The following is a 21,509-nucleotide window of genomic DNA, read 5'->3' as shown; positions in this document are numbered from 1 at the left end:
GCCAAACCATCCCAGGCCGTTTTGTTTCCTCTAAGTAACCAAAACATGCGTCAAAAGGCGCCCGGCGCTTAAGGCCGATACCCAAACAATCCCAGCCCGGGATTATTCGGGGATCAGCCCTAATGTTCACCGGCCAATCACCTTTTGGCGCACTTTTTCCTGCTAGCAGGCCTTAAACGTCGTATTCCGTTTCCTTAATCCCCGCGTTCATCAGGTCATACGGGTTCTTCATCTTCTCCGCATCCCAACTGGCTACCCCGACCATTAACCGGACCTCCAAGGTCGCTAAGTTGTCGGAATCAAGCAAGGCCTTATCAAATTTATCCTTGATCCGTTTACCAGCAATGCCAGCACCATCCGCATTGGTGAAGAGCAAGACACCCCAAGTCGGGTTCGTCCGGTCCAACAAATAGGTAATATCATTGGTACGCATGGCATCTTTGATGGTCTCCGAAACCAGCTGTAAGAGCTCGCTTAACTGACTGTCACTGATCATACTGCGCATCTCTTGGAAATAACGAATCCGGATGATCATCGTCGTTACCGGTAGATTAAAACGGCGGTTGGTTTCGGTAAAAACGGCGGTATCTTCAATGAACGAGACCGTCGTACGCAGGTTCGTCGACTCGTCAAACGCCCCGCGTTCAATCAGGTCTTGCCGTAATTTCACGTTATCCGCTTGAAGCTTGCGCAAATGCGCTGTCATTCCATAAAAGGAAATTGACAAGAGCAGGGGCAAAATCATCCAAAACAGCAAGCCCCACGCCACCGTGTCGGCGTGCGTCTGACTGACGTAGATGACAATTAAAATCTGGGCGAACATAAACGCCAGGTTCAACAACAAGCCCGTGATAATCCCCCAAAAGTACGTGAATAAAATCAGGCAGATGGTCACGGCCAGAAAGGTCACGTTGATCAGCAAATAGTGGGTCTGCGTGGCGGCTATCCCCAGTGCCAGGCCACTAACCATCATCAAAAAAGCAATCAGATAGATATCCGTGAGCCACGTTTCCCGATTAGAGTTTTTCGCACGATTAGTCATGCCGCGCCCCCTTCTTCCGGCGATGCAAACTGCCGTGCTTCCACAGCAGGAGCAATAGCGCAATCGTTACTACCGCAATCATGATGAGGCCCAGTCCCAAGTACAACAACTGCTGCGAATGCCGGCTAATGGTCTGCTTCGTATTCAATGCGGTATTGATCAGTTTGTTCTTCTTGAACCGATAACCGTTGTGGTTGTTGTCAGGGTCGACAACGATGGCATCGCCCGTGTATTGGGCGATATTCCGCTGATAATTGATTTGTGTTGAGGCCAAGTACGTCCCCGTAGCGGTGGCGCCCGTCACAACCAGCAACCCCTTCTGCGCATTATATGGCGATCGTAACAGTTGGGCACTGCCAATCGTCTGGCCATATTTCTGCTCAATGCTCAGCTTTTCATTCGACAAAAAGCCAGTCTCGGCTGCATTGTATTTGAAATACAGCCGTCGGTTCAACCGATGAATCAGCGCATTTTGCCGTGGCGTACCAAAGGCAATCACGTTGGCATCCGCCATGACCGTCTTGCTGGGCGACTGCCGATAAAAAGTGATTTTGCCGCGGTTGTTCTCCGCGTAATTACCAATCAGATTGAAAATGTTGGTTAAGGTTTGGTAGTCTGTGGCCGACATTGTCTGCGGCCGGACGACCGCCAGATTATCATAGGTTGAATTCTTCAAAAACAAATTCGGATAGTTGCTAAAGAGTAGGTCGTTGCCCGGCGCCGATTTGATGCGGGCAACTGAGTCAGGTTCGATGCTGGCCCAAGGTGTCTGGTGATTATTTTGTGTGGCGGCCGAACCCTTTAGCGGCAGGTCCAAGGCCACCCGAACCGTGAAGCTATTACCCAGGGTCATGCCCTTAGGCAACGTCACCGTCAGGGTATCGTTATCCGCTCGTGCGGCGCTCAAGCGCTGACTCCCTATGGCCGTATCGTTCACATATACCGTGGCCAGTGAATTCCTGAAATCCAGGTTGCGGGCATAGCGCAGGTGAATGCTGATGGTGGACCCGTCGGCGTTGTTGCGGTCGACCGGCAGACTGACAAAATACTGGCGTTCCTGATGATCTGCGCCGATGATTTTATCCGCACTGGTGGTCAACTGATACTTGCCGTCATAGTTGAGCGTTGACGTGAAAGTCTGCGTGGCAAGGGTAATCCGCTCGGTGGGATGCTTTGACTCCTTCATCAACTCGGAATTCGCCACGAACCGCGCGGCCTTTTCTAGCAGCGCGCCTGTCGTCGCCGTTACTACTAAGTAGTGCTTGTGTTTCGTGTCAGCCCGCTTGATCTGCGCCGCATTTTTCAGATCAGCGCGCCGAAATAGTTTCTGAAACCGCGCCGGCAAATGCTGATATTCGGCCATCACCAGTTGGTAATCAGCCTTTTGCCCGTCGGCATTGTTGAACTGAACTACCGGAATCTGCTGATTTTCCGTAGTGATGACTCGCGACTCCCCCGTTAACGCGTACATACTCGCGGCCAATTCGGCATTGTTCGCAGCATTGGGCACTGTGATGTAGGCGTTACGATTCACGATGGTATCTGGCCCCGAGAAATGATCATAGAAGGAATCAATGTTACGCGTCGGCGCTTTCAAGGCGTACTGGAAATTGACATCTGATCGATTATCCACGGTCAGCCAGTTGGCCGGCGTCTGCGTCAGCCGATAGTCCTGTTTGCCGGCGCGATTCAGTACCTGACCACTAATTTTCAATTCGTTTTGACCAGCCAAGAGCCGTAACGGGATGCGAATCGACTTGGTCTGCAGTCCCGTTTGTTTTTTCGGTCGAAATGAGGCGAATTTTACGCCGCCCAGAGAAACCGTAATGTCCGATAATTGCCTGCTGGAAAGCTGGGACACCTGATAATTCAGATTCAGCGTCGCTCTTTTCACGTCCCAATAGTCCATCTTGATAAAGTAAGTACTCATTTCAACGGACTGACCAGATAGACTGGTGGTATTGTTTTGAAACGGCTGCGTGTAGGTCTTCAGCGCTGTTTTGGCACTGGCAGTCGTCGTTATGCCCAACAGTCCCCAGACACTCAGAATAAGGAGTAGGCTAGCTAAAATCGCCCTATTGATAGCGTTTGGTCTTATACCATTTTGCTTGTTGATGAAAGACTTGTTCACGAATATACCCCACCATTCCATAAGCAGCTACCGCGAGCCACATTTGACTATAAACGACATACATGAAAATAATAATAAGTAGATTGCCCAGCGTCATTTCCCCTTTTTCAGTGGTAATCGTTACAAAGGTACTGATGACGAACAGGACAATTGCGAAGGCCCACAAAAAGTTGTTAAACCCCAAAAGATTGGAGTGCGCGACCCCTGCAACTGAAAGCACAAATACCGAATCAGACAGAATTAACGACGTCATCAAGAGAAAGTAGACGGATAAAAAATACAACAGATCAAACCGTATTCGGCGACCACTCTTGCGAAAGATCAAGGGAAGATTCTTCAAAATCACGTAAATATTTCCCTTGACCCAGCGCGTTCGCTGATGAAACCATACATCCAGTGTTTGTGGTTCCTGTTCCCAGGTCACAGCCTTGGGTTGGAAATAGATTCGATAACCCAAACGATACACCCGAAAACTGATTTCGGTATCTTCCGCCAAAGCCTTGGTATCCCACCCACCGATTTTGTCTAACAGTGACCGCCGAATCACATAATTGGTCCCCGGAATCGTACAGAGTTTAAAGAGGCGCAGGCGGCCTGCTTGCGCCATCCACTGAAACGAGAGCGTCTCAACGTTGATGAACCGCGTCAGTAATGAAGCATTCTTGTTACGCGTCCGAAATTTACCAATAACCGCCCCGTACGTATCATCTTGCATCAGCTCAGCCACCAGATACCGTAGCGCCGGTCGTTCCGGCGTATTGTCCGCGTCATAAACTGAGATAATACTGCCCTTGGCTTGTTTCAACGCAATATTCAAGGCGTTGGATTTGCCCTTGCCTCCCGTGACCTTGTCCGTATTAATGACTTCTAAATTACGTTGCGGGTAGGTGGTTTGTATCTGTTTGAGCAGAGCTGCCGAGTTATCGCTGGAATTGTCATTGATCACAATAATCTCGTAACGGTCATGGGGATAGTCAAAGTTCAACAGTGATAACACGGTCTTCACAATAACAATCCCCTCATTATGCGCCGGGACCATCACCGTCACAAACGGTACCTGGGCGGGCAACTGCGGCGCGGGCGTACGCGCATCCTGTAAATACTGCGTGTACCCGGCCATCGTCAAAATCAAGTTCACCACCAAGATACCCCAGATGATTAAAATAGCCGCAAAGACAAAGTAATCTAAAACACTCATGACACACCCTCTTTTCTAAACACCTAAGACTTCATATTGGTTCCTGAAGGTTTAACCTAAAATTGGTGAAACCAGGCGCCTATTGGCCCACTCTTTTTCAGCGCCGGAACATCTGGCGATAGATCCGTCGTCCCAGAAACAAGAAGACCACCAACACCATCGTCGTGATCGTAAAGAAGACGAAGAGAATATTCCCTTGGACCTTGAAGTAGCGATCAAGCGCCACGTGCCGGGTTTGGGAAAAATGATAGTTCGGCACACCAGTTGCCTCGGCACCCACCGTGACCGGACTACCGTTCAAATAATAGACGCCATCGTGGTAACCAAACGTGGCCGAGCCACTGGTAATTTTGGCCCGCAACTGTGCCTGCGGCTGATACCAATCAACATCTAGCCTGGTGACCTGTTTCAGCAGGGCAGTCAACCGTTTTTGACTAGTTGGCAACGACACTGTCAACGCTGTCTTGACGGGAAACTTTAAGCGATTGACCGCAATCTGCCGCCCATTTTTGACCGTCAACAAGCTATGAAGACTGAGCCCCGTCCAGGTCTGAGGATACGTGGCGCCGCGATTATCTTGATTGGCAAAGGTTGTGGTCGCTGGATTAGGCAATAGCAACACGTTGCTAGCCCGCGCTAAACCGTGACGCCGAAAGAGCTTATCTTGATTCCAGTAGATGGGCGCACTGATTCCCACCGGGATAACTTGACGTTGCCCCAACTGATTGAGTTCTTCAACCATGGTTCGTTCTAATAATGGGCCACTTTGACGATTAGCGGCACCAACGATGGGCACCTGTAAGAAGATGACACCCTGGTTGTTTTCCACGACGCGCAACGCCTTGGTAAATCGTGAAAAGGCCCTTAAGGACGTATTGTCGGCAACCGACGTGGTGCTCACAGCAAAGGGAATGCCCGCTGCATTGAGTTTGCTGGCTAATTTGGTCAGCCGCGTCAGATTACTATAGGGGGTCACCCCCGTCACGGTCAATAGAGGGCGTTGCCGCTGAACCCGTCCAAAGAGTTGGGCAATCGTTTGACCCGCTAAGACCTGGCTGAACCCACTAGACTCAAAGTAAGGCAAGTAGCCAGCATGGCCGACCACTGTGCCATAGGGATAACGACCAATGCCTTGATTCTGTGGTTGCAACTGACCAAAATGACGGGCCCCTTTTTTCAAACGCAACAACGTGATGTCTTCGCTAAATGGCAGCAATTGCCGCTGGTCGCCCGCCGTTACCGTTAGCTGTTGGTGATACACATTGTGCCGAACGGCGTGTAACTGGCGGGCCTCTGCGCGACTTAATTGCTGGCCGATATGTAACTTCTGACCGGAAAAGGCCTGGCGATCCCGGGTAAAGGCGGCATTGTGCAAGTTTCCTTGGGGCCAATTAACCAAGGTGACCACGCCCGAATATTTCTTGGTCGTAAGTTGCCCCGCATAATAGTCGCTTAATTTTTCGGTCTGCGTTGCCACTCCCGTGCTAGCCAACAATTGTTGGAGTCCTGCTAGCTTCTGCTGCCCCGCAACCGTTGGATTCAACGCATCATAGACGATCAGAACTCGCCTACTCGCGCCTTGAGCCGTGGTCGGTTGGACACCCAGCAGCAGCCCGCTCAGTAATAGCACCATGATTAGGAATAGTCGTTTTTTCACGCTTCGTCCTCCTCAATATTTCCGTCTGAATGCCACAACCGGTGATTCAATAGGTCGGCGACAAACATGACTAAGATCAAGTCCAGACTGACCGGCACCATAAATAAGTGCTTCGCTAAATCAGCATCCCCATCCCCAATGATGGAAATAATGGGGACAAAGATGAAAACGGTCAACAATCCCATGACTAAGAAGAACCGGACCACGTTAGCGACGCGTTTATGAACCAGATCGTTGTAGGCGCCGATTCCAAAGACGACCAACAACGCAATGGTCAATAGAATATCAAAGGAAAATTTTTGTGGGAAGAAGGCCCCGGCCAAGTTACTGAAGCCGGTGAAATAGGTCACCTGAGCCCCAGCTGGCTTGCCACTAGCCTGCTGATAATCTCCCACCGCCTTGACCTGCGTAATCATCATGTCACCGGCTGCAACATCTAACAGTGTGTGAAACTGCGGATAATGATGGAGATAGTACCCCATGATCCAACCAAAGCCCGTTCGCTCATTGAGACCACGTTTGACCGACGAAGCACTGGGATTGATGGCTGCAAAGTTTTTCGGGTAATAGTCTTGATTCCGCATCAACGCGTATTGCTCGTCTACTCCGCGTTGAGCAATTTTTTTGCTGGGATCATCCGTATGTAACAACACCCCATGTGTAAATGCCTGATACTGATTAATATCATTAAATTGTTGGGTGATGAGGGTGTAGGTGAGGACTCCCGTCACCAAGATACCGGCAATACCACCCAGAATCCAGAGCCATTGCGCACGTTTTTTAAAGATAAAGAATAACCCAATGCTGGTGACGGCATAGCTTAGGGCCAATGGGGCATTTTGCTGCTTATTGGCAATCAGCAACATGATGCTGGCAAAATAGACTACGGTCAAAATGCGGGGATGCCAGTCCGGTCGGCGGGCGACCAGCATCAGTGCTGCAAAGGCATATAGCATCAAAATCAGCATGCCTGGTTCTGCAAAAAACGAATTGAAGTATAAGGTGAATGAAGAATCCGCAAAGACAAAGACAATCAGCAACGCAATCAGATAACTGCGCAACTTGCGATACGGTGCGGTCATAGCCGTGGTCACTAAATAAATACTCCCTAGGTAAGGCACATAGTAGACCAGACCCATGAAACGCAAGTCAAAGATGGTCTTGCTATAGACCGCCTTGTTGAGCATGATGGCTAATTTAACAAAGAGCGGCTGGGAAGAAAACACCGCGGCAGTCGTATCATTGTAATATTGCATGATTCCTAGTTTAGGCGTCACATAGTCCAACATGCTGTAGCCCTTCAAATGATACAGACCGTTGACAAATTGGGCACGGTAAAAATCCCCATTGTCGGCCAATCCGTGAAATGGCGGTACAAACAGTAAGACCCCCGCAATGACTGCCGCCAGTAGGGTTGCCAGCAAGGCCGGCGAACAGTGTCGTGCCCACCAACCCCAAAAATTGCGCCATTTTAGTTTGAGTCCATCGATGGTCACACTGCTCTTCCTTTCTGTTCATTCAATCAGATGCCGCATTTAACGCCGTCAAATTACTGTAGGAATAGCTCTGGTGGCTCTTCGCATCCCCGATACCGCCGCTGATTGGTGACCGTCCCGTTACTTGCCCGGCCCACACCAACTGCATGGCTATGCGGTAATTAGCTTGATCCTTAGCAGCGGCGAAGATCATCGCCGCTAACGCATAATTCGCCGTCGATTGGCCACGATTGGTGATGCTGCCAGCGGTCGAATAACCGTTGTACAGCTTTTTAGCCTTGACCTGCTGTGCTAGCCAAGTCCGGCTGGTCGCTTTTAACTGCCCGACCTCGGCTAAATGCAAAAGAACTTCCAGAGCCTCCGATGTGTTCAGATCCTTGGGTGAATACGTCAGCGTATCCCAGCTAAAGCTCGTTGCATATAGTGGAAAGACGTTGCCCAAGTAACCACCACGCACGACTTTCAGTTGCTCGTTATAGGCCCGGCGACCGGCCCGGGTTCCCTGTTCGTAATACCGCAATGTCTTAAAATCAAAATACGCCAAGCTACTGGTCTTCGCCGTTCGTTTAGACTGCGGGTCATAATAGTCATAGAGCTTGCCATCCTTAAGCGCACCAGTCTTGAGGGTAGCGAAATGATTGGCCGCCACTTGCCGGTAACGTTGCGTGTGTGTCTGGGCATCATACAAATTCAGCGCCCGAATAATCCGCAAGTCATCCAAAGTAGCGTTAACGGCAAACCGCTGATGACTGCGGGGATCATAGCGATAGCTGAATTGCCCATGGTCCCCAAAGGTCTTGACCGTGGCACGATAGAACGTTCGAAACGCCGCATCCTGGTGACTCTGTGCCAAGTATTGTAGCCACATTCCCGCTGATTCACTCAACAGCTCGTGCCCCGTGGCCACCCCACGCTGGCGGGTCCGGGTATCTACGTAATTGGTATAGATTCCCTGTTTACTCTGCATTTTAGTCTTGATGAACCGCGCCAATCGACGTTGATTGCGTTGATCCGTCGCAGTATGCAGTGTTGGCGACTGAATAAACGTCGTCGGGGCGGTCGTCGGTGGCGTCATGGTGGCGGACTTGCCCTGACAACCACTCAGTAGTAGCGCCACGATTCCGACTATCAATACCCACCAGTGTTGTTTATACATGGTTCCACCCCTCCTCAGAGTTCATCATTTCACCGGTCACATACGTCTTCATAGTACCATGCTTTTTCTTCAAAATTATACTGATTATGTATGAAATTCAATATTTATATCATTACCTGTCATTATTTAACATATACTGTCGCTAGCGCTGGCTACGGCTGGTTTTTAAGCCAAAAAAAAGCCAGCCGCTTCCGACTGACTGCTTGGCTATTCATTTAAAAAATGGTTACCAGCTGAACCGCTAAAAGCTACTAGCCGGATTCCCATACTGGCTGGTCCCGGTGCTGTAGTTAATCTTGACACCGGCTTGGATATTGAAGATATAAACGTTGTACGAGATTCCCGTGTTCTTCACGGATTTGGCCTGCATGTGGACCCCGCGGGCGACTAGCTCATTGCCGCGAAAGACCGGCTGGACCTGGTAGCGCACGTAGTCACTGGGATGGCTCTTCAAGTAGCTGGCCACCGGATTTTCATAGGCCGTCATGCCCGGATCATTGAGCGAACGGGTCCCGGTCATCAGGTTTTTCAAATTATTGTTTTGCCCCGTCAGCTGGTAGCCAATCAAGTGACTCCGGTTGTACAAGTAGCCCTTCTTGCCGTTGACGGTGTAGGCCTTGTTCTTCCAACCGGTCGGACTGACGTACAGTGGCTGGCGCTTGGCCGTGGGCATGGTGCTCTTACTCAACAGGGCGTTGGCCGTCGTGACCCGGTTCAAACTATCCAGGTCGCCATAGGTTGCCCAGGCCCCCTTCTTGGTCGACAGCTCGGCTTTGGTAAAGGTCGGCTTGTTGTGATTGACCGCCACGATTTGCGTTCCGGTGTACTTCTGATCGGCCAAGGCCTTGGTCGCCACGGACTGCTTGGGCGTCGTCGTGGTGGACCCAGATTGTTGGCTGCTGGAACTGCCCACTAGGCTGGTCGCCAGATTGGTAATCTTGCGGGCGGTCGGATTGCCCTGGCTACTCAGCGCCCCCACGGCCCCAATCAAGATCACCGCAATGGCCGTATAGATGGACACTTTCCCCCGGCGCCGGCCCCGATAACGTTTACTCATTTTCCTCTTCCTCTCATCTCTAAAGTCGTTGAGTCTAGTTTACCAAAAGAACATACGTTTGTCTGCATTTATTAGTTATTAATAATTGATTTTCAATAACTAATATTGATTATTGTCAGCTGTCATCACAACTTAACACTTTTTTAACTGGCAGCAGGCCGTTTTCTGCGTGGCCACATGCTATACTAACGATAGATAGAAGTAGGCGGTTTGTGTGTCGCACACAAAACTGTTATTATTTTGGATGAGGTGATTGAGATATGAAAAAATCCCGAATTTTTGCCGCCGCTCTGAGCCTAGTAGCCGTCCTGGCTGTGGGCTTAGCCGGTTGCAGCTCGAGTAGTCAGTCGGGGAGCAATCAACAAGCTAGTTTTAAAAACAAAACGACGAAAAAGTCAGACGTGAAGTCCACGTTAACTAGTTCTAAGCAACTCTGGTACGTCACGGGTTCCGTGAATGCCAAAAGCAACTCTGGCCTGGAAGCTTACCGTTTCAACAAAAACGGCAAGGTCACGGTCTACAACGTCAACAAGCTCTACAAGTCTTACAGCGCCGCCAAGAAGGACAACGCTTTAAGCAAGGTCGGGACGTTAACCACCACGTTCAAGACCAAGGGTGACGACACCGTCATCAACTTCAAGGGTAAGCTGTCTGACATTCCGATGACGCAAAAGTTTACGGTCAAACAGACGTTGACGGGTAAAAATAACGCCGCCAAATTAAAGGTGGCCGGTTACCACATCAGCCGTGACGTTGACGATGACGTGACAAAAGCCGTCATGATCAAGGTCGCTGAATAAACGATCACTAAGAGCGTGGGCCAACAGGCGATTAGCTGGCGAGCATTAAGGCTGCTAACCGAATAATCCTGGTCTTGGATTGTTTGGCTAGCAGTTTTAAGCGGAACCAGCTGCCTTTTGGCACACGTTTCAGCTATGTAAAAGGTGAAGGCAAACGAGTCTGGGAGGTTTGATCCCAGGCTCGTTTTCTTTAGGAGGACCCTACCCTATGTTTAAAAAATACCTGCCGGAACTGGGCGGCTTGCTGGTGGTTGGTGGCGTCTTGCTCTACCAACACTACCGGCATCTCAGCGGGATCATCTTGCTGGAGACCGGCTTACTGGGGATCGCCGTGATTCTGGGGATCGGCCATCTCTGGAGCCTGTGGCGCAACCGCCGCTAGACAGCTGGTTACTGACAGCGCTTTCGCTTTGGGGTATGATAGGGCCAAAGGAGCGTGATTCAGATGTTTAAAGACAAATTCGCAGTCCCACAAGTGTCGGCCGAAGAGATGAAGGAACACCGCGACCGCTTTTCCGCGTTGATCGCCGAATATCCCTGGCTGATACCGGCCACCGTTTCATTGGAAATCATTCCCGTCACTGTCATGATCCACGGCTTCTGGAAGAACCGCCAGCTGAAGAAGCAACTCCTGATTGAACGCGAACATACCAAGCAACGCCAGCTCGGCGGCTGTCACCATGGCCACGGGCATGGCGGTCACTGCCACCACGGCGGCGGTAAACCACAACTATTGGCCGGCCCGCATCATGGCCACGGTCACCAGCATCACGATGCTTAACAGCTACTGAAATTTGATCAATGGACCGGGCGCTGAGGTGCTCGGTCCATTTTTCTTAATAAAATCTTAACATTTGTATTCATACATAATAAGTTATTGATACTATTAGAAATCTATATTTTCTCCGAGATTAATTGCTTAATATCTCAGAATTTACATAAAAATATACCCTAAACGATTAGAAAAAAGTAATCCAACCCCCTTTTGATTCCCGAAATCACCGAAAACAGCCAACCGTTTAGCTGTTTCTAATGATAGCCATTATTATTAAATAAATATTCTTCACAATTTCTTCACATTTGCCAGCTAGGATACAAGCATACCAATAAAAACCTATTAACCAACCTTTTTTCATTTTATTCACCAAATAAAATGAACGGCTTGCCCTAACCAAGCGAGTCGCCGCCGTCCTCTAACCAGGGACGGCTTTTTTTGTGCACCCAGTGAAGGGGACAGCTCGTTTTCCCTTCAGTACCACTGAACACAACAAATAGAGCCTGGGGGAAATCTCCCAGACCCTGTTCGCGTCATCTTTACCTAGCTGAAACGTGCGCCAACAGGCAGCCGGTTCAGCTTTCGTTTACCTATTTAAAAATCGATAACAACTCGCGCGGCGTCTTTAACAAGTACGTCGGTTGTTCAGCCTTGACTGACGCAGGGTCGGCAGCGCCCCACATTGCGGCGGCCGTGGCGATGCCGGCGTTATTGCCCATCTGCATATCGTACTTGGCATCCCCGATCATCACGCTTTGCTGGGCGTCCAATTCAAAGCGCGCCAACAAGTTTAAAATACCATCCGGTGCCGGCTTGTAGTGGGCCACGGTGTCCGAACCACTAATGGCCTCAAACGTGTGCCCCAGCCCGATTTGGTCCAGGTTTCGTTGCAGGGGGACCGAGTGCTTACTGGAGACCACGAATAAGCGGGCGCCCTGGTCTTTCAACGTGGCCAGGGTCGGTCCCATGCCGTCAAATAAGGTGATACCCAACTTTTCTGCCTCGTGGTACTGGGCCCGAAACGTCGTATACAGATCGGCGAGTTCTGCCTCGCTTAACGACTCACGGGCCATCTTGGCAAAGGAGACCTCAATCGGCACGCCCATGTAGCTCACCACAGCCTCGCGGCTAGGCACCGTCAACCCCTTGACCTCATAGGCCTTCTGGGTAGCCAAAACAGCGACGTCGCGAGTATCCGCGAGGGTACTATCAAAATCGAATAAAAAGTTGTGCATCCAATCACCTCATCAATTAGTCTTGTCAGCGTCTGATCCAATTTTACGCGTACTACTGCGGTGATTACCAGCCCTAACGCTTATTTTCGAAAATTTCCGCCGCGATGTTTCACATGAAACATTGGTCAAAAAAGGGCCGGGGAAGCTCCCCGACCCGATCATATCTTTGTTTACTGAAGGTTGAAATACGGCAATCAGCTGTGTCGGCGGTGTTGGCTGAGGTTTTTTTTCAGCCTACAGCGCGGGATGACTTGGGAGACTGGCCGGTTTTGCCAGGCTCACAAGCGAACCGGAAGACCACTTCTCAGGCTGGAGGTGTTCCCCAGAGCAAGTGGAACCCTGGCTGACGCAGGCGCCTGGTTTCACCAATTTTGTTGTGCCCAGTGTTAACTAGCCACCAGACAGCCGGCGGCGTTTAAACCTAAGACAATGAATCCCACGGTGCCAGTTCGTGTGGTTCCGTGTTTAAGAGTTCGCGTTGCGCCGGCGTTAAGAAGCGCTTGTGGACGACGACCTCGTAGACGAAATCATCGAGCCACTCGTCGGTCATGACGAAGTAGCCCTTGTCGCCGTTCTTTTCGCCCCAGCTGTTTTCGACCTTCCAGCGGTTCGGTTGGTCATCGACTAAGTTGACGCCGGTCAACGTCATCGCGTGTGACACGCTGGCTTCACCCGTGGCCAGGCGTTGGGCCTTGGTGAGGCTCAGGTCGACGCCAAAGAGGTCGCTGACCTGGAACAAGTGGCTGTCCAAGAAGCCCCGTTCGCGGCTCATCTGTTGGAGCACGTCGTTGCCGAACCAGACCGCTTCACCACTTTGCAGTTGGGCCACGGCGGCGCGCTTCATGTCGGCCAGCGGCAGGTTCAGGAAGGTAATGTGCTTGCCACCCACGATATTTTCCTCGCTGGCCAGGCGGTATTGCCGGTCAAAGGCCTTGTCTGGTGAGTTAGACACGACCACGTAATCGTCCAGATCCACGTCAAAGTAATCGTGGAAGAAGCCCTGCGGCGTCAAACCCGCGGCCCGGTGGAGCTTGTGATCGTCATCCTTGAATTCCAGGTCAAACGTTGCGGGTGGTTCACCAAACGCGTAGGCCGCCATGCGGTAGACTTCCTTTAAGGCCTGAGCCCGCGTTGTCGCAATTTTGGCTTCATCGGCGCCGTCGGCCACCAATTGCCGTAACGCCAGCGCATCCTTGCGTAATTTCAAATTCAATGCCGCGCCAATGCCGGTGGTATCGTTGCTGTTAAAGGATTCTGGCATGGCACTGGTGGGGACGACGCCGTACTTTTGGACCAGCGCAGCGCCCATGGCCCATTGCCCGCCGTCATCGTCCGGACTCTCTAAAATATCGGCGACTTCCCGGTCATCCAAGGGACGGTCGGCCGTCCGTAAGATACGGTCGTAGAAGATGTTGGCCCGTTCGACACGGTCCCAGAAAAACAGGTAGTTTTGCGACAGCTCAAAGTCCTTGACGTGGTACTTGGCCGCGAACTGATGACGAATCACATTCAGCGTGGCGAAGAGCCAGCAACGACCGGAATGCTTTTGGTTCGCAACCTTGCCAGTTGGCAATTCCACGGAGAAGGTCCGGTTCAACCGCACGGCGGCTTGTGGGTCCTCAGACGCCGCTAGCACCCCATTTTTAATGGTTGCCCGACTGATGACTTGGTGCGCTGGCTGGGCCTGTAAATCGGCCTGTAACGCCGCAATCTCGGTAGTGGTTAGTTCATGATCTAATTTTGTTTCTGGCATAAAACGAACTCCTTTCCGGTACCTTCATGAGAATTCTCATTGTAATCTCATAAATTAGTTGATTTCATTCTAGCGCTTTCGTTGGTTAAAGGCAATGCCTGTTTTAGCTTACCAAACTGTGGCCAGAAAAAAACGACTCCCGCACGCAGCCGGAGTCGTTAAGCAAGTTACTTGTCCTTTAGCTGGACGCCAACCCGCCTACCTTTTGTAATAGTAAAAGTGAATATTCTTATTTTTAATTGGGTCAAACGCATAGGTCTTCAACGCTTTTTTCCCATGGTGCTTAACTGGCTTTAAGCGTTGGGGCATGTCACCCGATGCCAATCCCAGCATGTAGTAGCCGGCCTTCGTTTTGCCCTTCACACAAAACCGGTAATCCGCATTCTTTGTCTTCATTGACAGCGTACTGCCCGTCTGTGTTTCCGTATACTTGGTCAGCTTCAGGTAGCTGGGCTTGCCCCAATGGGTCGTGTACCAGCTGCCGCGCAAGGCCGTTGGTACCGCGCGATAGGTCTTCATCTTGGCATTGGCCGTTTGACCACCCCAGTTGAGCCCTACCAGCACCGTCAGGGCGACGATTCCTAGCATTAACCACCGTTTCATTTGTTTTTTCACAACAACCACTCCCAGTCTTCAGATAACCTCAGTATAGCATAGATTCTCCGGCTAAATTGGCTGAGTGTGATTTACGCCGTCGGTTCTGGGGCCAGGCCCTGTTCCAAAAACTGGATCATCAGTGGTCCCACAGTAGCGACGGGTTCGGCCGTGAAACTGCTGCGGATGAACTGGCTGACCATAGTCCCAATCATGAACTGCGCGATGCGGTCGTTGGGCCAATCCGGCAGTTCCTGAACAGCCTTAAGCTGATCTAAAATCGGATAGAGATTGGCCTGAACCATGGGCACCGCGCGGGCTAAGAACTGTTCACGCAGGTCCGTGCGCACCAGCAATTCGGTCACCAGCACCCGCATGACCTGGCTGTTGTCCTGCAAGAAGGCCAACCGGTCCGTGATGACCGCCGTGATCAACGCGTGGCGCGTGGTGTACTTTTGCCGCACGACTTTGGCCGCAAACTCCTTGACCAATTTCGGCAGTACCTCCGTGGTAAACGGTGCGAGCACCGCCGCCAGCAATTCGTCTTTGGTCTTGTAACGCCGGTAGACCGTTCCCTCCGCGACGCCAGCACGCTCAGCAATCTGCTTGGTCGTGGTGTTGGCGAAGCCTTGTTCGGCAAACAGCGCCAGACTGGCCGTTAGTACCTGTTGTTGCTTGGGCGGAATCTCTCCGCTGGCCGCCATCACTTCTTGAAAAGCGGCTTGAATCGACATTTCTGTAGCCATGTTAAACCCTCCGATAACGTTTCATCCCGACAATATTTAAAATCGTAAATAGGACCGTGAAGCCCAGTAAAATTCCCAGTTCCCCGGCGACCCCATTGAGCGTCACACCCCGAGTGGCCACGTTCATCAACGCATTGCCGCCGTAGTACAACGGGAAAATGTGGGCGATCCACTGCAGCCACGTGGCCATCTGGTCAACCGGGATGAGCCCCGAGAAGAAGACCTGCGGCACGATGAGAATCGGGATGAACTGCATCATTTGAAATTCCGAGTTGGCAAAGGTCGACACGAAGATCCCCATCGACAGCGCCACCAGGGCCAACAAGAAGTTGATCAGTAAAATCAACCAGACGCTCCCCAGCATGTGAATCTTGAAGACCGTCAGTGCAAACGTGACCGTGATCAGCGTTTGGACCAGGGCAAACAGGCCGTAGCCCAATAGATAGCCACTGATGATCTCACCGCGGCGAATCGGTGTCGCCAGGAGTCGCGTCAGGGTCCCGGTGGTCCGTTCGTTGAGCAACGAGATCCCGGAGATCAGGAAGACAAAGAAGAACACGAAGAAGCCTAACAAAATCGGCAGGAACGTGTCAAAGAAGGTCGAATCCGCACTGCCATACAGATAATGACTGGTCACCGTGTAGGTCTTGGGCGCCTTCAGTTTAGCCGTTGAATTGGTCGTGGTGGTGCTGGTAGTGCTAGTGGCGCGTTGGCCCTGCGCCGCCATGACCTGCTTTTGCTGGGCCATGACCGTCTTTAAGGCCTTAGCCTGTGCCGTTAATGCCTGTTTTTGGGCCTTCGTTGCGGCTACCAAGGCCTGTACCCGCAACTTGGTCAACCCGCCCTGCAAGGCCTGACGGACCAGTGCCGAATCGCTGGGCTGGCTGTTTTGGTAGGTCACCGTCAGCTTGCCCGATTTTTGCTGGATGAAGGCGGCCAGGTTGTCCTCGCGCACCGCCGTCTTGGCCGTCGTGGTTTCTGCGTAGTGGTGCAGCTTGACGTGCTTGTTTTTCACGGCCTTGACCAGGCTCGTGTCGACATTGCTGACGCCGATCTGCGCCACGCTGTCCGAATTGGTATTAAACAAAAAATACATCAAAGATAAAATAAATAATGGTGCCACAAACATCAATGCTAACGTTCGTTTATCCCGCAGCATCTGGCGAATAACCCGTTTAAATATCGCGATGACTCTCATCTTGTAGTCGCCCCGCTTTCAAAAAGACTTGTTCGATCGTTGGTACCGCATATTCCTGTTCCAAGGCTCCTGGGGTGCCCTGCGCCAGCGCAATCCCCTCCCGAATCAGCATCAGGTAATCGCACCGCTCGGCCTCGTCCATGACGTGGGTCGTCACCAGGATCGATTTCCCGGCATCCCGCAACTGGTTGAGCTCTGTCCAGATCTGTTGGCGCAACTCGGGGTCGATCCCCACCGTTGGCTCATCCAAGATCAAGAGATCGGGGTCTTGGACCAGCGCGATGGCTAGCGACAAGCGCCGTTTCATCCCGCCGGAATACGCCGACACCCGGCGATCCAGGGCATCGGTCAAATTCACGACCGTCGCCGCGTGGTCGATGGCCGCCGCCAATTTGGCCTTGGGCACACTCATCAGCTCCGCAAAGAACCGAATGTTTTCGCGCGCCGTCAGGTCTTCGTAAAGGGCGTCGCTTTGGGCCATGTAGCCGATACGCTGCATGATCTGGCGATTGGGCATGGTCGTGCCGAGTACCGTCGTCGTGCCGGCATCGACCTTCTCCATCCCCAAAATGGCCTTCACCAGCGTGGTCTTCCCCGCCCCGGATGGCCCGATCAACCCCATGATCTGGCCCACGGGTAACCGTAAACTGATTTGCTTCAACACCGGATTGTCGCCAAAGGACTTGGCCACATCCGTGACTTCAATGGTATTGGTACGCATGAGAAACCCTCCTTCACAATGGTGAGTGGATACTCACTCATTTCTGCTTTAATCATAAGACGCGCGCCTAAGAATGTCAATGCATATTTGCTAGCGGTTACATTGTCGGGCATCACCAGTTGATAACTGCGCAAATCCAAGACGGCCGCAACTGGCAGGCCACCATCACCGCTTCCCCTAATAACCCGGGTTATTTTCACACAAAAATAAGCCGGGGGGAACTACTTCCCCGGCTCTTTCGCGTCACCTTTAACTAGCCAACCCGTGTGCCCATAAGCAGCGGGGTTCGCTCCGGCTCTGTTACGAGCCAGTAACTGCTCACTTCGTTATTGCTTTTCCGGTGCGCTCGCTCCCGGTGTCTCGTTAGCCACGGCGCGCAAAGCCAATTGGCGAACTTGGGCGACCAGCGCATCGTGGTCTTCGACCGGCACATCAACCAGCAATTGGTCGGCAACCTCTTGGCGCAACTTCACGATTTCTGGGTACAGGGTCTCACCACGTTTGGTCAGCGACAGCTCATAGACCCGCTTATCGGCCTTGGACTGGCGTTTGCGGACGTAACCCAGGTTCACCAGCTGATTGACCGCGCGAGTCACGTTGCTGGGATTCAGATACGTCAAGGCAATCAAGCGGTCTTGCGTCAACCGCGGCTGCTCGTGAATCCGCAAGATGTAGTAGTACATGCTGGCGTTGAGCCGATAGGGCTGTAAACGCCGGTCCAACGCGATCCGAGTATAGCGATTGGCGATCGACAGCCATTTTAAAATGTCGGGATCATTACTACTGGTGACCATAGGCACCCTTCTCTCCTAAAATTACGTGCGCAAGCATATACTAAATCGCTGGGGTTGTCAAGCAATGTAGCACGGACTAGCCAGGGCTAGCGGCGCCAATTCACTGGCCAGCTGAAACCACCCTGTAGCGCGCCGACTTATCCCTAGCGGACGACCACCCCGCTTACTTTACCTAGCTGAAACGTGCGCCAAAACAAAAAGGACCGCAGCCTCTGCCACAGTCCTTCATGCAATTTAGTAAGCCAATGAATTAACGTTTGCACGGCGCGTCTTGTTGGATGCCCAGAATGGCACCTTGACCACGCCTAAGACCTTGTCCTTGTCGACGAAGCCCCAGTAACGGCTATCGTTGGAAACGCTCCGGTGGTCACCTAACACGAAGTATTTCCCTTTAGGGACGACCTTAGTGATGGCCTTGCCGTCGTTCCACTTCTGCGTTTTCTGCAGACTGGCTAACGTCCAGTTACCCGTCCCCGAAGTCCGCTCGCTCTTGGAAATGAAGCTTTGGTTGATCTTCTTGTGGTTAACGTAGATGTATCCGTTCTTGCTCGTCACGGTGTCCCCTGGCAGACCAATGACCCGCTTGACGTAGTTGGTGTTGACCTTGGCGGATGGATCTTCGCCGTGGGCATCAAAGACAATGACGCTCAAGTGCTTGACCTTGGCTTGTTTCCAGGCAAAGACCTTTTCGTTGTTTTGCAGGTTCGGTTCCATCGATGGCCCATCGACCCGCACCCGGGTAAAGACGAAGGACTTAATCGCAAAGGCAATGGCCAACCCGATAATCACGGGAATGATCCAACTCATAACTTCCTTTAATGCTTTCATGTTGCAGCTCCTTAATATTCAGATATTCATATAGTGTTATCATACACCCCCACCAGCCGGAGGAAAACTTTTCCGTAGCGCAGGGGTCGAGTATAATCTTACCATTTACTGACTGAAACGCCTACGTTTTCGCTGAATTTAATCCAGCTGAAATATCTGCCACTCGCTAACCGGGGTCATTTCCCAGTCTGCCGGGGTGTCAACTCCTTGACTAATCAATATTACTTTTTGATGACGACCGCACCAGCCCTTGCAAATTTGGCCATTTCCAGCAATAATAAGAAAATTAAGCGAATTCCCGCAGATGGCTAACACTTTCACTTAACTATCCATCTGCGTTCGCGTTTTGATTCTGCGGCAGTTTCGCCTGCCCGCACCACCACAATATTCGCAATTTTATATGAAAGGCTGACTGCTTTTGAATCCTACGCTTTCTCGTCGCCGCCAAATTTGGCTGACGCTGTTACTCGGGACCGTGAGTGCGACCGGTCCGCTGGCCATTGATCTGTATCTGCCAGCCTTGCCCCAAATGAAGGTCCAATTTGCGACCAACGCCTCACTGATGCAGCTGAGCATCACCGCCTGTTTGATTGGGCTGGCTTTGGGTCAACTGATCGCCGGGCCGTTGTCCGACCAATACGGCCGCCGCAAGCCGCTGATCACGGGCTTTGTGATCTTCGGACTGGTCTCTTTAGCCATGGCGTTCATTCATTCGATCACGTTGTTGATCATCTTGCGTTTTATCCAGGGACTGGCCGGCGCCACGGGGCAGGTCCTCGCCCGAGCGGTGGCCCGCGACCTCTTCTCCGGCAAAAAGCTCACGCGGTTCTATGCGCTGCTCAACACCGTCAATGGGGTCTTTCCCATCATCGCGCCCATCATTGGGGGCTTTATGATCCACTACGTCGATTGGGAAGCCATCTTCATCCTGCTGGCGCTGATTGGCTGGGCCATTGCGCTCGCCGTAGCTTTGGGCCTACACGAATCTCTGCCCGTTGCCAAACGCCAAACTGGGGGCTTTGCCACTTCACTGACGGCCATGGGCAAATTGGTCGTTCAACCCGCCTTTTGGCCGTTGATTCTGGCCACGGGTCTGGTTTACGGCGGCCTTTTCAGTTACATTTCCGCCTCGACCTTTGTGTTCCAAACGGGATTTGGCCTGGCACCGCAAACGTTTAGCCTGCTGTACGCCTTCAATGGGCTGGGCATCGTCGTCGGCAGTAACCTGCCCGGTCAGCTGGCTAAACGCTTCTCTAACCGCCAACAGGTCACCAGCCTCTTGACCCTCGCGGCCGTGGTGAGTGCCGTCTTGCTAGCGACTTTGCTCTTCCCGGCCAACGTTTGGGTCGTCAGCGTCTTGGTCCTAGCGCTGGTCATCCTGATCGGCGCGCTGCTCACGCTGACGGTCACCATCATCATGGACCAAGCCACCAGCAATGCCGGGGGCGCATCGGCCGTCATCGGGTTGGCGCAAAATGCCTGCGGTGGACTGGCTTCTCCGCTGGTCGGACTGTCCGGCAGTTCGTACGCGGCCATGGCAACCATGTTGTTGGTCTGCAACGTCGGGGCGTTGGGCCTGGTCCGTTTCCAAGCCCACACCCGTCACGCCTAAGCACCTAATTCGGTGTCGTTGGTTAAGTTAATCCGCTTAACCACGGGCCTTTTTAGCCACTTCGCTGCGACTGGGCGACTTTTCAAGCGTCAAACCACACAGCGTGGGAAAACCATGCTACACTACACGTACAGACAACGTTAAGGATACCGCCTCCTTCTTAGCACTCCCCCCACGGCGCGGTAAACTTATCAGCTTAAACTTAAAAACGTCCGCAACACCAGCCTAGGTGTTCGGACGTTTTTTCTGTTATTCATCAAAGTACCCTGCCTGGCAACACTCGCCGCGCTGGCGCCTTACCGTTCGCTAGAGATGAGTTGGAACGCTGAGGGCGGCGGGTCAAGCCAAAGAGCGGTCTTGACCCTCAACTTGGAGCCGATGGTACGCGTCTCCAAGTTGCCAGTTCCCTAAGTGCCGTAAACCGCGCCACTAAGGGAACTCCCACAGCTGAACTCATCTCTAGCGAACTCTCGGCTACGGTGGTGGTTGCCAGCGACGGCTAGCATAGATCTACTGGTCAGATCACCACGCGGCAATGACGACGGAATTGAGCCAGCGTTCATTGCCCCCGCTACGTAGCCGAGAGTGAAGTGAAATCTAGGCTCAGCCGGGGAATTTGACAGCGCTCTTGGCTGGCAAATTGGTGACTTTGAGACGTGTTTTTCGGCTCAAATCAAGGGCCAAGACCGGGTCTGGGGCTTGGACCGGTCCTTCCC

General features: G+C 52.1%; 19 protein-coding genes. 4 read left to right on the top strand and 15 right to left on the bottom strand.

What is annotated here, in order from left to right:
- Positions 1–172: 172 nt before the first annotated feature.
- From LKH74_RS11000 to LKH74_RS10970, 7 genes are all read right to left on the bottom strand, one after another.
- Complete coding sequence (locus tag LKH74_RS11000) at positions 173–1,042, bottom strand: GGDEF domain-containing protein (RefSeq protein WP_287789021.1); 870 nt, start codon at positions 1,040–1,042, stop codon at positions 173–175.
- Complete coding sequence (locus LKH74_RS10995) at positions 1,035–3,071, bottom strand: cellulose biosynthesis cyclic di-GMP-binding regulatory protein BcsB (protein ID WP_353845642.1); 2,037 nt, start codon at positions 3,069–3,071, stop codon at positions 1,035–1,037. The genes LKH74_RS11000 and LKH74_RS10995 overlap by 8 nt, the downstream gene beginning before the upstream one ends.
- A 46-nt stretch (positions 3,072–3,117) precedes the next feature.
- The gene (locus LKH74_RS10990; RefSeq protein ID WP_135367776.1) at positions 3,118–4,371 is read right to left on the bottom strand and encodes a glycosyltransferase family 2 protein; all 1,254 of its coding nucleotides are present in this window, start codon (positions 4,369–4,371) and stop codon (positions 3,118–3,120) included.
- A 97-nt stretch (positions 4,372–4,468) separates the two neighbouring features.
- Positions 4,469–6,028 carry a hypothetical protein gene (locus LKH74_RS10985; protein ID WP_287789018.1) on the bottom strand — a complete coding sequence of 520 codons (1,560 nt, stop codon included), beginning with the start codon at positions 6,026–6,028 and terminating at the stop codon, positions 4,469–4,471.
- Positions 6,025–7,524, bottom strand: a complete 1,500-nt coding sequence (gene wsfD, locus LKH74_RS10980) for a glycan biosynthesis hexose transferase WsfD (RefSeq protein WP_434737655.1) — start codon at positions 7,522–7,524, stop codon at positions 6,025–6,027. Before wsfD ends, LKH74_RS10985 begins: the two co-directional genes overlap by 4 nt.
- Positions 7,525–7,546: 22 nt before the next feature.
- Positions 7,547–8,680, bottom strand: coding sequence for a glycosyl hydrolase family 8 (locus LKH74_RS10975; RefSeq protein WP_287789016.1), 1,134 nt, complete (start codon positions 8,678–8,680; stop codon positions 7,547–7,549).
- A gap of 241 nt (positions 8,681–8,921) precedes the next feature.
- On the bottom strand, positions 8,922–9,737 hold the full coding sequence (locus LKH74_RS10970; protein ID WP_287789015.1) for a DNA/RNA non-specific endonuclease: 816 nt from the start codon (positions 9,735–9,737) through the stop codon (positions 8,922–8,924).
- Positions 9,738–9,997: 260 nt separating this feature from the next.
- On the opposite strand from LKH74_RS10970, the gene LKH74_RS10965 reads away from it, so the two are divergent.
- The 3 genes from LKH74_RS10965 (at position 9,998) to LKH74_RS10955 (ending at position 11,318) form a co-directional block, all read left to right on the top strand.
- Positions 9,998–10,537, top strand: a complete 540-nt coding sequence (locus LKH74_RS10965) for a hypothetical protein (RefSeq protein WP_287789013.1) — start codon at positions 9,998–10,000, stop codon at positions 10,535–10,537.
- A 208-nt stretch (positions 10,538–10,745) separates the two neighbouring features.
- Positions 10,746–10,919, top strand: coding sequence for a hypothetical protein (locus LKH74_RS10960; RefSeq protein ID WP_287789012.1), 174 nt, complete (start codon positions 10,746–10,748; stop codon positions 10,917–10,919).
- A 63-nt stretch (positions 10,920–10,982) separates the two neighbouring features.
- Entirely contained in the window at positions 10,983–11,318 is a 336-nt protein-coding gene (locus LKH74_RS10955) for a hypothetical protein (protein ID WP_287789011.1), read from the top strand.
- A 584-nt stretch (positions 11,319–11,902) separates the two neighbouring features.
- Here LKH74_RS10955 and LKH74_RS10950 read toward each other — a convergent pair.
- The 8 genes from LKH74_RS10950 to lepB form a co-directional block, all read right to left on the bottom strand.
- On the bottom strand, positions 11,903–12,547 hold the full coding sequence (locus LKH74_RS10950) for an HAD family hydrolase (RefSeq protein WP_135367782.1): 645 nt from the start codon (positions 12,545–12,547) through the stop codon (positions 11,903–11,905).
- A gap of 421 nt (positions 12,548–12,968) precedes the next feature.
- Positions 12,969–14,300, bottom strand: a complete 1,332-nt coding sequence (locus LKH74_RS10945; protein WP_287789009.1) for a C1 family peptidase — start codon at positions 14,298–14,300, stop codon at positions 12,969–12,971.
- 198 nt (positions 14,301–14,498) lie between these two features.
- Positions 14,499–14,915, bottom strand: coding sequence for a hypothetical protein (locus tag LKH74_RS10940; protein ID WP_287789008.1), 417 nt, complete (start codon positions 14,913–14,915; stop codon positions 14,499–14,501).
- 71 nt (positions 14,916–14,986) lie between these two features.
- Positions 14,987–15,640, bottom strand: a complete 654-nt coding sequence (locus tag LKH74_RS10935; protein ID WP_135367785.1) for a TetR/AcrR family transcriptional regulator — start codon at positions 15,638–15,640, stop codon at positions 14,987–14,989.
- Between the two features lies 1 nt (position 15,641).
- On the bottom strand, positions 15,642–16,838 hold the full coding sequence (locus LKH74_RS10930) for an ABC transporter permease (protein ID WP_287789007.1): 1,197 nt from the start codon (positions 16,836–16,838) through the stop codon (positions 15,642–15,644).
- Entirely contained in the window at positions 16,816–17,559 is a 744-nt protein-coding gene (locus LKH74_RS10925) for an ABC transporter ATP-binding protein (protein ID WP_287789006.1), read from the bottom strand. Before LKH74_RS10925 ends, LKH74_RS10930 begins: the two co-directional genes overlap by 23 nt.
- A 326-nt stretch (positions 17,560–17,885) precedes the next feature.
- Complete coding sequence (locus LKH74_RS10920) at positions 17,886–18,353, bottom strand: MarR family winged helix-turn-helix transcriptional regulator (RefSeq protein ID WP_287789004.1); 468 nt, start codon at positions 18,351–18,353, stop codon at positions 17,886–17,888.
- Between the two features lie 234 nt (positions 18,354–18,587).
- Positions 18,588–19,181, bottom strand: coding sequence for a signal peptidase I (gene lepB / locus LKH74_RS10915; RefSeq protein ID WP_135367789.1), 594 nt, complete (start codon positions 19,179–19,181; stop codon positions 18,588–18,590).
- A gap of 418 nt (positions 19,182–19,599) precedes the next feature.
- Here lepB and LKH74_RS10910 point away from each other — a divergent pair, with 418 nt between their 5' ends.
- Positions 19,600–20,793, top strand: coding sequence for a multidrug effflux MFS transporter (locus tag LKH74_RS10910; RefSeq protein ID WP_404819919.1), 1,194 nt, complete (start codon positions 19,600–19,602; stop codon positions 20,791–20,793).
- Positions 20,794–21,509 lie beyond the last annotated feature (716 nt).

This window comes from Levilactobacillus sp. (assembly GCF_022646225.1).
GTDB classification, from domain to species: domain Bacteria; phylum Bacillota; class Bacilli; order Lactobacillales; family Lactobacillaceae; genus Levilactobacillus; species Levilactobacillus suantsaiihabitans.
The sequence above is the reverse complement of the archived record's forward strand: the minus strand, read 5'-3'. Positions and strand labels throughout refer to the sequence as shown.